The 17,374-nt window shown below is 59.4% G+C and carries 15 protein-coding genes and 1 riboswitch; of the genes, 7 read left to right on the forward strand and 8 right to left on the reverse strand.

Going from position 1 to position 17,374, the window contains the following annotated elements:
• Positions 1-36 precede the first annotated feature (36 nt).
• The 5 genes from EKL15_RS16105 to EKL15_RS16125 form a co-directional block, all read right to left on the reverse strand.
• The gene (locus EKL15_RS16105; RefSeq protein ID WP_060439890.1) at positions 37-582 is read right to left on the reverse strand and encodes a cysteine hydrolase family protein; all 546 of its coding nucleotides are present in this window, start codon (positions 580-582) and stop codon (positions 37-39) included.
• A gap of 213 nt (positions 583-795) precedes the next feature.
• A complete protein-coding gene (locus tag EKL15_RS16110; RefSeq protein WP_060418771.1) occupies positions 796-1,833 on the reverse strand; it encodes an ABC transporter ATP-binding protein in 1,038 nt (345 codons plus the stop codon).
• Positions 1,830-3,413: an iron ABC transporter permease gene (locus EKL15_RS16115; RefSeq protein WP_060439891.1), complete on the reverse strand. Its 1,584-nt coding sequence runs from the start codon at positions 3,411-3,413 to the stop codon at positions 1,830-1,832. Before EKL15_RS16115 ends, EKL15_RS16110 begins: the two co-directional genes overlap by 4 nt.
• Before the next feature lie 33 nt (positions 3,414-3,446).
• The gene (locus tag EKL15_RS16120) at positions 3,447-4,463 is read right to left on the reverse strand and encodes an iron ABC transporter substrate-binding protein (protein ID WP_060418774.1); all 1,017 of its coding nucleotides are present in this window, start codon (positions 4,461-4,463) and stop codon (positions 3,447-3,449) included.
• 273 nt (positions 4,464-4,736) lie between these two features.
• Complete coding sequence (locus tag EKL15_RS16125) at positions 4,737-5,312, reverse strand: hypothetical protein (protein WP_100395757.1); 576 nt, start codon at positions 5,310-5,312, stop codon at positions 4,737-4,739.
• Between the two features lie 708 nt (positions 5,313-6,020).
• Between EKL15_RS16125 and EKL15_RS16130 the strand changes: the two genes are divergently transcribed.
• The 6 genes from EKL15_RS16130 to EKL15_RS16155 all read left to right on the forward strand — a co-directional run bounded on the left by EKL15_RS16130 (position 6,021) and on the right by EKL15_RS16155 (position 11,415).
• A complete protein-coding gene (locus EKL15_RS16130) occupies positions 6,021-6,290 on the forward strand; it encodes a hypothetical protein (RefSeq protein ID WP_033643162.1) in 270 nt (89 codons plus the stop codon).
• A gap of 174 nt (positions 6,291-6,464) precedes the next feature.
• On the forward strand, positions 6,465-8,084 hold the full coding sequence (locus EKL15_RS16135) for an ABC transporter substrate-binding protein (RefSeq protein ID WP_100395758.1): 1,620 nt from the start codon (positions 6,465-6,467) through the stop codon (positions 8,082-8,084).
• Between the two features lie 141 nt (positions 8,085-8,225).
• A riboswitch (M-box (ykoK) riboswitch) is annotated at positions 8,226-8,399 on the forward strand.
• A 73-nt stretch (positions 8,400-8,472) separates the two neighbouring features.
• Positions 8,473-9,495 (forward strand): magnesium transporter, encoded by a 1,023-nt coding sequence (locus tag EKL15_RS16140; RefSeq protein ID WP_049199101.1) that lies wholly within the window; start codon positions 8,473-8,475, stop codon positions 9,493-9,495.
• A 144-nt stretch (positions 9,496-9,639) separates the two neighbouring features.
• Positions 9,640-9,723, forward strand: coding sequence for a protein MgtS (gene mgtS / locus EKL15_RS16145; RefSeq protein ID WP_369803928.1), 84 nt, complete (start codon positions 9,640-9,642; stop codon positions 9,721-9,723).
• A gap of 109 nt (positions 9,724-9,832) precedes the next feature.
• Positions 9,833-10,012, forward strand: coding sequence for a hypothetical protein (locus EKL15_RS16150; RefSeq protein ID WP_004938106.1), 180 nt, complete (start codon positions 9,833-9,835; stop codon positions 10,010-10,012).
• Positions 10,013-10,038: 26 nt separating this feature from the next.
• Positions 10,039-11,415: a cation diffusion facilitator family transporter gene (locus EKL15_RS16155; RefSeq protein ID WP_048234025.1), complete on the forward strand. Its 1,377-nt coding sequence runs from the start codon at positions 10,039-10,041 to the stop codon at positions 11,413-11,415.
• Here EKL15_RS16155 and EKL15_RS16160 read toward each other — a convergent pair.
• The 3 genes from EKL15_RS16160 to EKL15_RS16170 form a co-directional block, all read right to left on the reverse strand.
• Positions 11,358-12,203: an inositol monophosphatase family protein gene (locus tag EKL15_RS16160; RefSeq protein ID WP_100395760.1), complete on the reverse strand. Its 846-nt coding sequence runs from the start codon at positions 12,201-12,203 to the stop codon at positions 11,358-11,360. The genes EKL15_RS16155 and EKL15_RS16160 overlap by 58 nt on opposite strands.
• Before the next feature lie 66 nt (positions 12,204-12,269).
• Positions 12,270-12,710, reverse strand: a complete 441-nt coding sequence (locus tag EKL15_RS16165; RefSeq protein ID WP_203089887.1) for a GNAT family N-acetyltransferase — start codon at positions 12,708-12,710, stop codon at positions 12,270-12,272.
• A 47-nt stretch (positions 12,711-12,757) separates the two neighbouring features.
• The gene (locus EKL15_RS16170; RefSeq protein WP_100395761.1) at positions 12,758-14,488 is read right to left on the reverse strand and encodes an ABC-F family ATP-binding cassette domain-containing protein; all 1,731 of its coding nucleotides are present in this window, start codon (positions 14,486-14,488) and stop codon (positions 12,758-12,760) included.
• Positions 14,489-14,938: 450 nt separating this feature from the next.
• Here EKL15_RS16170 and EKL15_RS16175 point away from each other — a divergent pair, with 450 nt between their 5' ends.
• The gene (locus EKL15_RS16175; RefSeq protein ID WP_194572250.1) at positions 14,939-17,368 is read left to right on the forward strand and encodes a DUF3772 domain-containing protein; all 2,430 of its coding nucleotides are present in this window, start codon (positions 14,939-14,941) and stop codon (positions 17,366-17,368) included.
• Positions 17,369-17,374 lie beyond the last annotated feature (6 nt).

The following is a 17,374-nucleotide window of genomic DNA, read 5'->3' on the forward strand; positions in this document are numbered from 1 at the left end:
GCGGAAGCCCGGCCTGACAGCCAAGTCGCCTGCGTTTTAGAATTTCACTTCTTCAGCCAACGCCAGCGTCACGAATGGCCCCGACAGGGTCTGGTTATGGTGACGGATAATGGCTTCGGCACCGAGTTCCGCCGTGTCTGAACAGCTATGGGCGTCGGCGGCCAACACCATGTCAAATCCCAACTCTGCACCGCGCCGACACGCGGTGTCTACGCAGTATTGCGTTTTCATTCCCGAAATCACCAACCGACCGATGCCGGCTTGCTTAAGCCGCTCAGCCAGGCCAGTCTGGTAAAAACAGCTGGGATGGGTTTTATCGATGAACCAGTCGGTTTCCGCATCGGTGTCGAGATCGGGGTGAACTTGCCATCGCGGACTGTTTGCGGCGATAGGCGAACCTGTCGGGCCGGTGTGGCGAATAAACACTACGAGCGCATTCGCCACGCGTGCGGCGCGAATCAACGCATTGGTCTTCGCCAGAAGGGTTTCGGCGGCGAACGGCGGATCGTCCGGCGAGGCGAACAGGCCGACTTGCATGTCGATAATCAGCAGGGCGCTGCGCGGTGCGGGGATAGTTGGCATAGGTCTTCTCCGTAATGAAATTGCCGGCGGGCACGGAGAAATAAAAAACCCCGGCCATGGCTGGCGGGGCTTGGATACGTCGTTAGCTGATGCGCACCCGTGCAGCCCGCCATTGCGTGGCGGTTGCGGTGGTGGTGAGGACGTGCGCGAAGCGTTTCATAGCGTTGATAATGCGCGGTGGTGAGGGGGACGTCAAGAGGCTCCCCCGAAATGTCAACCGGCGAAAATATGCGCCTGGCCCATCACGTTGAGAGTGACCTGAGAACCGGGCTGCAGGCCTTCGCGGCTGACGGTTTTGATCTCGATTTGCGCGCCGCCGGCGGCCATTTGCAGGTTGAGCGTAGAGACGAAGCCGGCGAAATCGATGCCGGTGATCACCGCCTGGCCGTGCTGCGCCGGATCTGACAAACCGATTTGAATCTGCTCCGGGCGCAGCATGATGCGCGCCGGGCCGCTGCGTTGCCGATCGTCGACGGCGATGCGCCCCAATGCGCAGTCGGCCCAGCCGTGCGCCAGTTCGGCGGTCAACACCAGCGTTTCGCCAAGGAAGCTGGCGGTCGGCTCATCGACCGGCCGCAGATAGAGATCTTGCGGTGCGCCCACCTGCGCCAGCCGGCCGTTGCGCATCACCGCTACCTGATCGGCGAACGACAGCGCTTCGCTCTGATCGTGAGTGACCAGAATCGACGCCACCTTGGCCTCCGTCAGCAGTTCGGCGACCGCTTTGCGGGTGGCGGCGCGCAGGCCGGTATCCAGCGCCGAGAACGGTTCGTCCAGCAGCATCAGCCGGGGTTGCTGCGACAGGGCACGCGCCAGCGCGACCCGTTGCTGCTGCCCGCCGGACAACTCGTGCGGCCACAGCGCGGCCAGACGGCGATCCAGCGCCACCATCTCCATCAGCGCCTCGATGCGCCGCTGTTTCTCACGCTTGCTGCCTTTAAGGCCAAAACCGATGTTGCCGGCGACGGTGAAGTGCGGGAACAGCGCGCCATCCTGCGGGACGAAGCCGATGCCGCGCAGATGCGCCGGCACCCAGCCGCCGCCGTTGCCCATGGCTTGCCCCTGCAGCAGGATCTGGCCGCCGTCGGGAATTTCAAAGCCGGCGATGATGCGCAGCAGGGTGGTTTTTCCGGAGCCGGAAGGGCCGACGATCGCCGTGCGGCTGCCGGCGGCAACCTGCAGGTCGATGTGTTCCAGCACCCTGATGGCGTTATAAGATTTTTCGATACCGTGCAGTTCGAGCGTGCTCATAGTCCCGCCGTGCGTTTAGATTGAGAATAAAGAAGCCAGGTGAGCGGCAATGACAGCGCCACCATAATCAGCGCATAAGGCGCGGCGGCGACGTAGTCTATCTCGCTGGTCAGCGCCCAAAATCCGGTGGCCAGCGTGCGGGTGCCGTTCGGCGCCAGCAACAGCGTGGCGGTCAGTTCATTGGCGATCGCCAGGAACACCAGCGCCGCGCCCGCCGCGGCACCCGGTGCCGCCAACCGCAGCGTAGTGCTCCACAGCGCCTGCGCCGGCGATTTGCCGAGGCTACGCGCCACGTTTTCCAATTCCACCGGCGCCTGTGCGATGCCGGCGCGCAGGTTGATCAGCGCCCGCGGCATAAACATCAGCAAATAAGCCAGCAGCAGGGTGATTTCGGTTTGGTAAATCGGCCGGAAGCTGTGAATGGTGATGGTCACCAGGGCCAGCGCCACCACGATGCCGGGCAGCGAGCTGGTCACGTAGTTACAGCCTTCCAGCACGCGGTACAGCCGGGCCGGATAGCGCACCGACAGCCAGGCCATCGGAATGGCGCACAGCGTGATCAGCAACGCGCCGACGGCGGACAGCGACAGCGTTTGCCACAGCGCAGGCCACAGCTCGGCGTTGCGCCACACCTCGAATCCCCCCAGCCACAGCCAGCGGGCCAGGGTAATGAAAGGCACGCCCAGCGCCAGCGCGGTCAGCGAAATCGGCAGCAGCAGCGCCAGCGCGGCGAGCGGCAGCGAAAGGCGACGCGGCGTTTGGCTGCGGGCGCTGCCGGAACCGACGCGGGCATAGCGCGCGCGGCCGCGGCTGAGAGCCTCAAGCAGCAGTAACCCGAGGCAGCACAATACCAATACGCCGGCCAGCATGTTGGCCGCCGGGCCGTTGAAGGTCGATTGGAACTGATCGAAGATCGCGGTGGTGAAGGTATCGAAGCGGATCATGGCATACAGGCCATACTCCGCCAGCAGGTGCAATGCGATCAGCAGGGAACCGCCCCAGACCGCCAGCTTCAGCTGCGGCAGCACCACGCGGAAAAAGACCGCCAGCGGCCGGGAACCGAGCGAGGTGGCGACGTCTTCGATACCGGGATCCAGACGGCGCAGCACGGCGGCGGCCGGTAGGTAAATAAACGGGAAATAGGCGAGCACCGAGATGAAGACCCCGGCGCCCAGGCCGTGCATCGACGGCACCAGGCTGATCCAGGCATAGCTTTGCACAAAGGCCGGCACCGCCAGCGGCGCGGTGGCCAGTACCGCCCAGAGACGGCGGCCCGGCAGCGTGGTGCGCTCGGTCAACCAGGCCAGGGCCACGCCCAGCACGGCGCAGATCGGCAGCGTCAGCACCACCAACAGCAGGGTGTTCAACAGCAGTTCCGCCACGCGCGGGCGGAAAACCAGAGCGTTGACCGTTTGCCAGCCGGTTTCAAACGCCACGCCGATAACGAATCCCAGCGGCAACAGCGCCAGCAGCGACAGCAGCACGGCGCTGGCCACTACGATCGCCCCCGGCCGCTGATGACGGGGGACAACAGAATAACGCCGCGCGGTCTGCGCGGCGTGGGTACTCAGGTTTGACATAACGATCAAAAACTCTCGGTTTGCCGGCGGGCCTTACAGCAGGCCGGCTTCGGTCATCAGTTCGACCACTTTTTTACTGTTAAGCTGCGCGGCGTCTACTTTCGGTGCGTCCAGATCTTTCAGCGGCACCAGTTTCGGGTTGGAGGCCGCGCCGACGCCGACGGCGTATTCGAAGGCGTTGTTGGTGCGCAGGATCTCCTGGCCCTGTTTGCCGGTGATCCACTTGATGAACGCCTGCGCCTGCTGCTGATGCTTGCTGGAAGCCAGCACGCCGCCGCCGGAGATGCTGACGAACGCGCCCGGATCCTGATGTTTGAAGTAGTACAGCTTGATGTTGTTGCTGTTTTCGCCGGTTTTAGCGCCATCCACGAACGGGTAGTAGTGATAGATCACGCCGCTGTCGACCTGGCCGGCATTGACTGCTTTCATTACCGTGCTGTTGCCCTTATAGGCGGTGAAGTTGGTTTTCATCGCTTTCAGCCATTCCAGCGTCGCTTTCTCGCCTTTCAGCGCCAGCAGCGCGCTGACGATCGCCTGGAAATCGGCGCCCGACGGCGAGGCGGCCCAGCGGCCTTTCCATTCCGGCTTGGCCAGGTCCAGCAGCGACTTCGGCAGCTGTGCTTCGGTCAGTTTGGCCGGGTTGTAGACAAACACGGTAGAGCGGGCGGCGATGCCGGTCCAGCGGCCGTGGCTTGGGCGATACTGCGGTTCCACCTGGGCCAGCGTCGCGGCGTCCAGCGGGGCGAACAGCTTGGCGTTATCCACCAACACCATCGCCGGGGAGTTTTCCGTCAGGAACACGTCGGCAGGCGAGGCGCTGCCTTCCTGCACCAGCTGATTGCCCAGCTCGCTGTCGCCGCCGTTGCGCAGCGTGACCTTGATGCCGGTGTCTTTGGTAAACCCGTCGACCCAGGATTTGACCAGGTTTTCATGTTGGGCGTTGTAAATGACGATGCCCTGATCGGCCGAGGCCGCCTGAGCGCCGAAGGCCAGCATCATCGAGGAGGCGAGCAGGGCGACGGGGCCGAGAGATGAAATACGCAGCTTCATGCAGTTATCCTTTTAGCGTTCGAATGAGGAAAACGAATATCGCCTGGCAAGCGCAAGCAGGCCGATTTTAGCCAAGAACATCAATAATGATAGTGAAAACGATTCGTATTAAATTATTTTTGACGATCGCTCACAAAATGAATTGCCCTAAGGATAAGTTAAGTTTCGGCTGGAATAATCTGTTTTGATTGTCTGAATAGAATTGGGGCGCGTTACCTCACAGTGAGCGGCCACCTGCCATCGCAGGCAGCCGCCCGTCAGGCTTGCTTCTTGTCACGCCAGCACAAACTCACCGTTGCCAACGCCGAAGAACTGCCCGTTGATGCTGCTCGCCCACTGCGGCGGATGAACCAAAGAGGCCAGCACCCGGCCATTCTCCAGCAGCGTCAGGACGATCGAACCGGGGTTGATGGCCAATTGCAGGGTTAACGGAACGCCGATCAGATTTTCGGCATCGGGTACGGTGCCTTGCAAATAAATCGTCGGGATGTTGATGTTACCGTTTGAGCCAGTGCCGGTGGCCTGGCCGACAAAACGCACCGATGTACCGTTTGATGGGGCATTGGGACCAATATTGGCAGGCTGCGCGGAAATTTGCACGGTCTCCGCATGTGGCGCGCAGCCACACCCACAGCCACAGCCCTGGAAGCTGAAGTAGCCGCAGATATTTTGTTGGCACCCGCATCCACACAAGGATTGCGGATGCACTTGCTGGTTGAACGCCGGTTTCAATTGCGGATGTTGGTTGAGCAGCGCCTGACGGCTCTGCACTTCCGCGTTATAAGCGTCACGTGATTGTTTATTCAATGCGTTAGCCTGTTCAGGCGTAATATCTTGCAGTGAAGGCATATGTAAACCCCTATGATTTTTGCTGAGTTAGTCTGAAATGCATATCACGCTGAATCCGGTTAGCCACCAGACAGGTAATTGCATCTGAATGGAAATAGTTATTGCCGTCGGCAGAAGAACGGTATGGCAACCAAACCGTTACATCCTATCCTTTCGGCACGCGTTTATATATTTGGATTTGTCTTCTGGTAATTATCTCTTATTAAATCATTCGCCAGTTATTGGTTTGATAACCAACGGCGGCCTCGTGTTAGTCTCGAAGCCATTTAAAGGTAGTTAGGTGTCACGGAGATATCAAGTGGGTTTCCTACTGTTATTTTTACATTGAAAAGCAACTTATTTGGCATGTCCATTATTTTGATTTTAACCTTTTTCGTAACCGATTAATTAATATAGGGTAAGTGAGGGTGTTTTTTAATTAATTGATTTTTATGAAGTTAAACTGTAGTTATCTTTTTTTGTGAATATTCTTAATATATTCATTGAGGTAACGGGTAAACGCGGGTTTGCATTTGACTTATATCAGTTCTTTGTCGAATCTGTAATGGTTATTAACCTGTTTCAATATTGACGGCTTGTTATCGACTGGCGATCTTTTTCTTCAGTCTTTTCATGTCGTTCTTCAGCATTTCGCACAGGCATTAATAACACGGGCCGCCAACGCGAATTAAGAATTATATTCACCAAAAAATAGTGAGAGAGGTGTCTATGTCTAATGGACCGTTTTATACCAATCCGATCGTGGTTATCGATGTAGCTAATGATTGCGTGCATGTGGAGATGGCGATCGATGGAGGACTATACGAAAACGTATTTCCGTTATCGGTAGCGGCTAATGAACCCTATCCGAAATTGCTGGTGAATCTGGCGATCCAGGCGCAAGCGAGCGGTAAATCATTAATGGTGTGGGGGGAGCCCGGCCCGGAACCGGTTAAAGGCCTGCCGCTGTTTGGTATCACGACCGTGAACATCAAGTAGGGGACGGCAACGCGCATTGTGTTGAAAGCGGGAAGCGCGGTGAGGGGTATTCCTTTGATAATGAAAGAAATTCAACACCGCTTTTGGTTATGACTCATAGCGATTAATGATTTAATTTATTCCACTGCCACATTGCATATTGAACGCGATAAAACACTAATCAGGGATATCGACGTGAAATATTCATTTAATGGCAAGAAATTGGCTGGTTTAATCCTCCTGGCTTTTAACGCGACGGCAGCTCAGGCTGCCGACGTACCGGCGGGCGCTAAGCTGGCGCCGGTACAGGAATTGGTGCGCGCCAACGGCTATGAACCGGCGACGCTGGATCCGAACCTGGCCGAGAGCAATGTGGAGTTCTACATCTTCAACGATTTGTTCGAAGGTTTGCTGCGCGTCGGGAAAGACGGCGAAGCGATCCCGGCGCTGGCGCAGAAATGGGAGCATCAGGGCAACGTCTGGACCTTCCATCTGCGGCCGCAGGCCAAATGGTCGAACGGCGATCCGGTGACCGCCGACGATTTCGTCTACAGCTGGCGGCGCCTCACCGATCCGAAAACCGCGTCGCCTTACGGCAGCTATCTGGCTTCGGCCTACGTGCTGAATGCGGCGGCGATCAACGCCGGCAGCAAACCGCCGAGCGAGCTGGGCGTCAAGGCGCTGGACGCGCATACCCTGCAGGTGACGCTGTCGGAGCCCAACTCCTACCTGCTCAAGCAGCTGGTGCATTTCCCGGTCTTGCCGGTTAACCGCAAGGTGGTGGAACAGTACGGCAAGAACTGGACTCAACCGGCGCATTTTGTCGGCAACGGCGCATTCCGCCTCAGCCAGTGGGTGGTGAACGAAAAGGTGGTGGTGGAACGTAACCCGCAGTATTGGGACAACGCCAACACCGTGCTCAACAAGGTGACGTTCTTGCCGATACAGGGCTTCCCGGAAGTGGCGCGTTTTCGCGTCGGCGAGGTTGAGTTGGGGTATACCACGCCGCCGGAGTTGTATCAGCAGCTGAAAAAAACGCTCGGCGAGCAACAGCTGGTGACCTATCCGCTGCTCTCCACCAGTTATTTCGCCTTCAACAACCGCCAGGCGCCGTTTAACGACCTGCGGGTGCGCCAGGCCCTGAATCTGGCGCTGGACAAAGAGATTATCGCCGGCAAGGTGCTGGGATACGGCCAACAGCCGGCCTGGACCTTTACCCCAACGGGGGCGGGCGGCTATAGCCTGCAGCCCGGCGCGGCGGCCGGCTGGACGCCGGAACAACGGCACGCCCAGGCGAAGCAACTGCTGGCGCAGGCCGGTTTCAACGCCGAGAACCCGCTGCGCTTTACCGTGCTGTACAGCAACGACGCCACCATCAAGAAGATCGTCATCGCCGCCGCCGCCATGTGGAAAAAGAACCTAGGGGTAGAGGCCAGCTTGCAAAGCCAGGAGCGTAAAGTGACGCTGGATAATATCAACCGCGGGCAGTACGGCGTGGCCTTTACCCGCTGGCTGGCCGATTACAACGATCCATCCACCTTCCTGAACGTGTTCCGTTCCGACAGCAGCGAGAACAGCCCCAAATACCATAACCCGGACTATGACCGCATTCTGCATCAGGCGACGGCGGCGCAGACGCCGCAGCAGGTGCAGCAATATTTCCAGCAGGCCGAGGCGGTGCTGGCCGCCGATACGCCGGTGGCACCGGTGTACTACGAAGCCAATGCCACGCTCATTAAACCCTACGTGAAGGGGATCGATTTTACCCCTCAAGGTGCCTTGTACGATAAAAACGTCTATCTTCTCGAGCACTGAGAAATAAAAAACGGCTGATTTATATCAGCCGTTTTTATAGATTCGTGTTTAATAACATTATCCTAAATACTCCATAAACGACGGGCAATCTTTTCTTCCCGCTGAAGAAAACACCGCCTATACTGCGCCGGTAGTTTATATGCAGTATCTCGTTTGGCGAGGCTCCTATACAAACACAGGTTACTGATCTGACGACATCGAGAGATGCCCAAGGTTAAGACAGGCTTTATCGGATTAAGGTTCAGCCCAAAGTAACTTCCGAGTAACAGTTCGGATACGTTGTATAGTGCTAAAACCTGGACGCGGAGATAGGCAGTCTGCACTCCCTCTGTGGTTACGCCCCTATGCGATTCGCTGTTGAAGTTCAAAACAGAAATAGGGACTGACAATGATCAAGTCACATCAACATTATTCTTCTCCGGCGCTGAGCGCGACTGAAACTCTCGACGAGACCTCGGTCGCCGGCTATATGAACGCCGATTTTATTACTGTTCCCGCGACGATGACGGTCAATCATGCCCGGGAATATTTACTTTCACAGCTAAAAACGGACGAAATTCCCACCCGAGTATTTATTACCGCGGACGATTATCATCTGCGCGGCACGCTGTCGGTGAAAAAACTGCTGCAGTGCGACGAGCAGGATAAAGCGGTCGGCGTGATGATGGACCACAGCTATTTTCAGGTTTCGCCCGACGACGATCGCAACGATGTGGCGCATCTGCTCGGCAAGGGCGGCCTGGACGTGGTGCCTGTCGTGGCGAACAACACGCTGGTCGGCGTGCTGGGGGAGCGAGAGATCGCTCGCCTGGTCGAGGATGAAAACACCGAAGACGCGCAGCGCCAGGGCGCGAGCCTGCCGCTGGACAAGCCTTATCTGGAGACCAGCCCGTGGGCGCTGTGGCGTAAACGTTCGGTGTGGCTGCTGATGCTTTTCGTCGCCGAAGCTTACACCGGCAACGTGCTGAAGGCGTTTGAAGATCAGCTCGAAGCGGCCATTGCGTTGGCGTTCTTCATCCCGCTGCTGATCGGCACCGGCGGCAACAGCGGCACCCAGATCACCTCGACGCTGGTGCGCGCCATGGCGCTGGGTGAGGTCAGCCTGCGCAACCTGGGCGCGGTGATCCGTAAGGAAGTGACGACCTCGCTGCTGATTGCCGTCACCATTGGCCTGGCGGCCTGGGTACGCGCCTGGATCATGGGCGTCGGCATGGAGGTGACGTTGGTGGTCAGCCTGTCGCTGGTGGCAATCACCGTGTGGAGCGCGATTGTCTCGTCGATCATTCCGATGCTGTTGAAACGTCTCGGCATCGATCCGGCGGTGGTATCGGCGCCGTTTATCGCTACCTTTATCGACGGCACCGGCCTGATTATTTATTTCAAAATTGCCCAGCAGGTATTGGGTATTTAACCGCGCTCCGCCCGATGTTGCGGGCGGAGATGTAAAGCCTTAATGAGGAGGACGTTAAAAAACATGGATACCGACCAACCCCGATATTTAACGCAAGGGGCTTTTATCGATAACATTTAACCTGAGGACAAAATAATGGGAAACATGACTATTTTTATGGGATTCCTGGCAATGATCAGCTCACTGGGCCTGTTAGCGGCCTATATGAGCACCAAATGGGATGATTGATGAACGCAAAAGATCCGCCTAGATGCATCCTCCCCGTAACCGCTATTTATTATGGGGAGGATTTTTAGCGGCGCGCCGAACGCGCGGCCTGATACGGGAGTTGATAATAATGACGATTCTTATTCTGGGATTGCTCTACGCCATTTTAATGATCTCGGTGGGCGTTAATGAGATTTATTTTTATTCCACCGGAAAATCCAATTTTCTTACTAGCCTCATGCTGACATTTTCTGGCAGTATGCTGCTGATCGCCTTTGTCTGGCAATTATCCTCTAAAGTAAAAAAATAAATCACCGTCCGAATGTGAGCAGCATAATGCAGAATGAAAAACAGGCCGTGGCCAGAAACTCGATGATTGCCAGCGGGTTACTGGCTACGGGCAAGTTCGTCGCCGGTATTTTTACCGGCAGTATTGGCCTGATATCCGAAGGGATCCACTCTTTTACCGATTTTATCGCCACCAGCATCACCTGGCTGGCGGTGCGCATCAGCGATAAGCCCGCCGATGACGATCATCACTTCGGCCACGGCAAGGTGGAAAACCTGGCGGCGCTGTTCGAGGTGCTGCTGTTGCTGGGCGCCGCCGGCTGGATCGTTTATGAGGCCGGCAGCAGCCTGCTCGGGCAACCGCATGAGATCGTCGCCGCGCCGGTGGTGATTGCGGTGCTGCTCATTTCCATCTGCGTCGATTTCTTCCGCGTGCGGGCGCTCAACCGCGTCGCCAAAGCGACCGACAGCGCGGCGCTGGAAGCGGATGCGCTGCATTTCTTCTCCGATATGCTTTCGTCCGGCGTGGTGCTGCTGGGCATGGTGTTTGTGCTGCTGGGCTTTGGCCGCGCGGACGCCATCGCCGCGCTGATCGTCGCCGGCTTTATCTTTGTCGCCGCGATCAAACTGGGCAAACGCTCCTTCGACTCGTTGATGGATGCCGCGCCGGCCGGGGCTACTGAGGCGATCCGCGCCACGCTGGCAAGTTTTCCGGCGGTGCTGGCCTGCGACAGCGTGCGCATTCGCAACGCCGGTGCGGTGCTGTTCGTCGAAATCACGGTGGCGGTGTGCCGCACCTTGCCGCTGGAACGCATCGACGCGCTGAAGCGAGAGATCGTTGAGCGGCTGCGGGAGCAGTACGCCAGCGCGGAATTTACCGTCATCGCGGTGCCGCAGACCCGCAGCGATGAAGACATGGCGACGCGCATTCGGGCGATCGCCGCCAACCACGGTGCGCAGGTGCAGAATGTGACCTTGCAGCAGTTGCCGACGCGCATGGCGATCGGCATGGATTTGGCGGTGCCGGCCAACGCCAGCGTGGCGCAGGCGCATGACATTGCCACGGAAATCGAGGGGATCCTGCGCCAGGCGATCGGTGAAGACACCGAGATAGAGACGCACCTGGAGCCGCAGACGCCACATTGGCTGACCAGCGAGGATGTCGATGCGACGGAGCTGGCCGATATTCGCCGCATCCTGCAGTCGGCGCTGGAGCAGGGAGAGAGCGTGCAAGACGTACACAACGTCCGCGCGCGCAAGACCGACGGGGGCATCATCGTCAACTTCCACTGCCGGGTGTCGCCGGCGGTCACCATCGCCGCCGCGCACGATGCGGTCGATCGGGTCGAGCGCCGGCTGCGCTCGCTTTATCCTGCCATCACGCGCGCGATAGGGCACGTCGAGCCGATCAAGCCCGGCATTTGAATCAGTTCGACCAACTGCGGGTAGAGCGCCGCGTTGGCCAGCAGCAGCGGGTTGCCGCGCCGCAACCCGTCGTTGTGCATAAAGTCATTCGCCACGCCGCCGGCTTCGCGCGTCAGCACCCAGCCAGGCAGGCTGTCCCAGGCATTCATGTGCGGTTCGTAATAGCCCAGCAGCCGACCGGCGGCCACCTGGGCGGTCATCAACGCGCCGGAGCCGCTGCGCACAAACATCCCTCCCGCCTGCAGCAGGCGACAGAGAAACCCGCTGAATTCCGCCGCTGAAGCGCGCGGTGAAATCCCGACGCCCATCACGCCATTCGCGACGCTGCGCCCGGCATGCACGCCGATCGGTTCCCCGTTGAGAAAGGCGCCGTGGCCGCGACAGGCGCGGAACATCTCGCGGTGGTTGGGATCGTAGACCACGCCTATCGTCGGCTCGCCGTCGATCACCACGCCTATCGCGATACACCAGGTATGCAATCCGTTCAGGAAGCAGGCGGTGCCGTCAATCGGATCGACGACCCAAACGCAGGCGGCGTTTTCGCCGGTGCTGCCGCTTTCCTCGCCGAGAAACCCGTCCTGAGGAAAGCGGCGGCTGATCATGCGGCGGATCAGCGCTTCGACGCGGCGATCGGCCTCGCTGACCACGTCCTGCAGCCCCTGTTTGAAGTCGACAGCCAGAGTTTGCCGCCGTTGATAAAAGCTGAAAGCGAGATCGGCGGCGGCGCGGGCGATCTCACGCGCAAAGCGGTAGCGCGCCTCGATGTCCCGTGGGGAAAGTGAAGTCATGGCAGGCTCGATAGCAAAGAACGAATCGGGTTACCCTGCCATAAAAGGATGAAGGTAATGTGTCGCTCAGCGCGGCGGGGATGAAAAACGCAGCTGCATTATGGCATCGGGGGCCGATAGCGGTTCGGTCGTGGCCCCGGCCGGTATTACCGCGCGCCAAAACGCCAGCCCGCGCGGATTATCCGGGCTGACCGACAGCGACCAGCCGCCGGGATGTTGCGCGAACAAGGCGTGGGCGGCCCGTTGCCCCAGCCCGGTGCGCCGCCACTCGGGCTTGACGTAGAACTCCGCCATTTCGACGGTGGCGCTGTCCAGGCGCCGGACCAACGCGAAACCGGCCGTTTGCCGATCGCTCAAAATCAAATAGGGGTAGCGGCCGACCTCGCACCAGTAGAGCGGCAGATAGGGGTAATCGCCATCGGCGCCCAGCTCGCGAAGGCAATCGGACAGCATGACCGCCAGCAGTGGCCGCTGCGCGTGTGTAGCCTGCTCAAGGGAAAATGCCATGTCGCACTCCGTCAAAAAACAGGCCGCCGGAGGGCGGCCTGTCAAGGTTAGCCTAGATTCAACCGGGCGGTGATGTCGGCAATCTCGCGGCGCCAGCGCGCCTGAAGCGCCGGTTTCTGGTGCTTCGGCTTGCGCGCCAGGTCGTCCTCCAGTTTGCTTTCGAGGGCAAACAGGGCGGTCAACAGCGCTTCTTCGCCTTCCAGTCGCTCATCTGGCGTCGGACCGCCTGCGTTGGCCTTGTCCGCCGTCGGCAGCGCCGGCACTTCGCCCGCCAGGCGCTGATACACCGGCGCCAGATCGTGCCACTCATCCAGTTTTTGCTGGTCGATCAGCCAAAAGCGGTTGCAGCTCTGTTCGATCAGCATCCGGTCATGGGTGACCAATATGACGGCGCCGGCGAACTGGCGCAGCGTTTCCGCCAGCTCTTCTTTGCCTGCCATGTCCAGGTGGTTGGTGGGCTCGTCCAGCAGCAGCAGCGAATGGTTGGCCAGCGTCAGGCCGACGAACAGCAGCCGCGAACGCTCGCCGCCGCTCAGCGAACGGATCTGCTGATGGTGGCGCAGGTAAGGGAAACCGGCGCCGATCAGCGCCATTTTCCGCTGTTCCTCGGTCAGCGGCGCAAACTGCGCCAGCGCTTCGCTCAACGTGTCTTCATCGCGCAGCTGTTGCAGGCTCTGATCGTAATAGCCGATGCGCACGCGCGGGTGGAAGATCGCCGGGCGTTCCGCGGGGTGCTGATACGCCTGCCACAGCAAGCGCAGCAGCGACGATTTCCCGCAGCCGTTGCGCCCGACGATGGCGATGCGATCGCCGCTTTTGACGCGCAGATGCTCCAGGCTGAACAGCACCGGCGCATCCGGCGCCGGGCGCACGGTCCATTGCGGCAGCGCCAGCAGGCGATCGGCGTCCAGCGCCTCTCCCTGTAATCGTAGCCGCCACGGGCTACCGGCGGTCAGGGTGGTCTGTTCTTCCTTCAACCGATCGACGCGCTTTTCCATTTGCTTGGCTTTGCGCGCCAGATCTTCGTTGTCATAGACCTTGCCCCAGGTCGCCAGGCGTTTGGCGCTTTTTTCCACCCGGTCTATCTCTTTTTGCTCGGCCTGGCGCCGATGCTCGTCCGCAGCGTCCTGTTCCGCCAGTGCGGCGCGCGCAGCGGAGCAGGGCAAACGGAAGAACTGCAGCGTTTTATCGCGCAGGATCCAGGTACAGTTGGTCACCTGATCGAGCAGATAGCGATCGTGCGATACCAGCACGAAGCTGCCGCTCCAGCTGCGCAAGAACTGCTCCAGCCACAGCAGCGTGGGCAGATCCAGGTGGTTGCTGGGTTCGTCGAGCAGCAGCAGATCGGGCTGGCGGATCAGCGCGCGCGCCAGCAGCAGGCGGGTGTGCTGGCCGCCGCTGAGGGTGCCGGCGGTCAACGTCCAGCTCGTCGGTTCAAACCCCAGCTCGGCAAGCAGCGCTTCACAGCGCCAGCGTTCGCTGAGGTGTTGGCCCGCGGGCAATTGCGCCAGTACCGCATCCAGCAGGGTGCTGGCGTGCAGCTCAGGCGGCAGGTGTTGTTCGATGCGCGCCATCAGGCATTGGTGTGACAATGTCACCGTTCCGCTGTGGATGGGCAGGGCGCCGCTGAGCAGTTGCAGCAGGGTGCTTTTGCCGCAGCCGTTGTCGCCGATCAAACCGATGCGATCGCCTTTTTTCAGGCTGAAGGAAATCTCGCTCAGCAGGACGCCGAACGCGTTGTCGTAACCGACAGATTGTGCAGACAGTAGTGTGCTCATTGCTTACTCAAGAGTTACAGGCATGACAATGCCTATCGTCAAACATCGCTGACGACAACCCGGTAAGCCGGAGGGAAGATCCTGGATTTTAGTAAGCTTCGCTCAAGCTGGGTTATCGCAGCACGATACCGGTAATGCTTGAGCGGCGACGATTACCAAAGAAGTGTGAGTGAAAAAACAATTCACACGTCAGCATAGTAAGTCTCCTTTTATTGGTTGCAGGTTAATCGGTGGCAGGAGTATAGAGCGCTTTACGCTGCGCCGCCAGTGTAAAAGCGCCTGAATAATCAGCAGGCTAAGTCCGGTGGGCGCGCGTGGCACACAATGGGAATAATTACTGTATTTCGGCCGACATTAAGCAGCTATTATAATTAGCGTTTATGGTTAAGCGACGGTTCATCCGCCGCCTGTTCGTCTGTCTATCAGATAATGATGCTGAGCACTGAATTTATGTTAAAGCCTCGCCCGTTCCTGCTGTTGTTGTTATTGCTGTTGGGTTTGCAGCTGACGCCGCTCGCCGCCGTCGCCGCTACCCAGGATGATCCCGCCGCCGAAAGCGCGCCCGATCCCGCCACGCAGCTGAAAGCCGCGCAAAAGCAGTTGGACAGCATGAAGCAGCTGGTTTCCAAAGCGACCACCGATACCCAGCTCAGCAAACTGCGGCTGGCGACTGACGATCTGGTCGCCGGCATGGAAAAACTTGCCACCGATCTGCAGCCCGAGCAGGACAAACTGAAAGCGCAGCTGGACGTCCTGGGGCCGGCCCCGGCGGCCGGCGCGCTGCCGGAAACCCCGGCGGTGGCCCAGCAGCGCAACGCGCTGAACAACAGCAAAAAGCAGCTGGATGACGCGGTGAAACGCGCGCAGGCCATCAAGAACAGCGCCTTCGATCTGGGGCAGCAGATTGGCGATCTGCGCCGGGTGGCGTTTAAAACCCAGCTGGCGCTGAATACCGGCAGCATTTTGGGTATCAAATTCTGGGCGCCGGTGCTGCAGCCGTCAGAGGATGACGTACAGCGGCTGGATCAGTTCAACGCCGAGATGAAAGCGGCCTGGGACGCCAGTTGGCAGGACGAATGGCGGTACGGCACGCTGGCGTTGCTGGCGCTGGCGGTGATTGTCTGGTCCTGGGGGCGCTATTTCTCCGAGCGTTTCCTCGCCTGGGTCAGCATCCGTTTTCTGCCGGACGGGCGACTGCGCCGCAGCTTCATGGCGATCGTTACCGTGGCTGTGACGGTGATCACCACCTCCATCGCGCTGAACCTGCTGTATTACGTCTTTGTCCGCGTGCAGCCGCTGCCGGTGACGCTGGAGGATTTCGCGGAAGGTTTCAACCGTCTGGGGATTTTCTGCGCGCTGATCGCCGGGCTGGGGCGTGCGGCGTTGTCTCTGAATCGCCCGTCGTGGCGTCTGGCGTCCATGGATAACGACGTGGCCGCCGGGCTGCGTTACTTCTCGCCGCTGCTGGCCGGCCTGGCGCTGGCGTTCGGCACCGTAGAGCTGATCAACAACGTCGTCAGCGCTTCATTGGCCACCACCATTTTCGGCAACGGCCTGGTGGCGGGGTTGATCGGCATGGTACTGCTGGCGGCGCCGCTGCGCGGCCAGCGCATTCGTCGCCGTCTGGAACAGCAGGGCGCGCACCTGGAAAAACGCACGCTGGTCGGCGGGCTGGTGCACCTCGTCACCCTGGTCTGTTCGATGGTGATCCTGTTTTCCCTGCTTATCGGCTACATCGCCTTCGCCCGCTTCCTGACCTACCAGCTGATCTGGGTGGTGCTGGTGTTGATGGCGTTCTACTTTATGGTGCTGTTCGCCACCGATTTGTGCGCCGCGCTGTTTTCGCCGCAAACCGTCAGCGGCAAGATGCTGAAGAAAACGCTCAGCTTCAAGGATCGCCATCTGGAGCAGATGTCGATCATCACCACCGCATTGGCCAAATGTTCCCTGTTGCTGTTGATGATCGTCGCGCTGTTCAACGGCTCGTTCGGCAGCACCACGCCGGGCTCGCTGATGGAGAAAATCGTCTCCATCCTGACCGGTGAAGGGTTGCAGCGTTTCAATATCGTGCCCGGTAACCTGCTCAACGCCGTGATCTGTCTGGCGATCGGCATCTATATTTTGCGCGCGGTGCGGCGCTGGCTGGGGTCTGAACTGCTGCCGAAAACCATCTCGGACGTCGGCATTCGCGCCTCGCTGGTGACGCTGTTCAGCAATATCGGCTATGTGCTGGTGATTCTGATCACCCTGGCGGCGCTGGGCATCCAGTGGAGCAACCTGGCGTGGATCGTCAGCGCCCTGTCGGTTGGTATTGGTTTCGGTTTGCAGGAGATCGTGAAGAACTTTATTTCCGGCCTGATCCTGCTGACCGAACGCCCGGTGAAGGTGGGGGATATGATCGGCATCGGCGGCGTGGAAGGCGACGTGCGGCGCATCAACGTGCGCGCCACCGAAATCCAGCTCAGCGACCGTTCCACCATGATCGTACCGAACTCGCAGCTGATCTCGCAGAACGTGCGCAACGCCACTATGGGCAACGCGCAAGGGGTGGTGACCATTGCGCTGACGTTCCCGACCTCCATCGATCCGGAGCAGGTGCGCAATATCTTGCTCAGCGCCTATAACGAGTACGAAACCATTCTGGAAACGCCGGCGCCTTACGTGCGCTTCAGCCAGCTGGGGCCGGACGGCATTATCCTGAGCGTGACCGGCTACGTGCCGAGCCCGCGCATGGTCGGCGCCACCAAGAGCGAACTGCTGTTCAATATCCTCAAGCTGCTGCGCGCGCAGGAAGTGAGCCTGTCCAGCCCGCAGGAAGTGGTGTTTATGAAGCAGCAGGCGACGCGATATCAGGCCAACGAAGAGGAGCACTCCTCCTAGTCCCCC

The sequence above is a fragment of the Serratia sp. 4542 genome (assembly GCF_016805595.1).
In the GTDB taxonomy this organism is placed as follows: Bacteria; Pseudomonadota; Gammaproteobacteria; order Enterobacterales; family Enterobacteriaceae; genus Serratia; species Serratia nevei.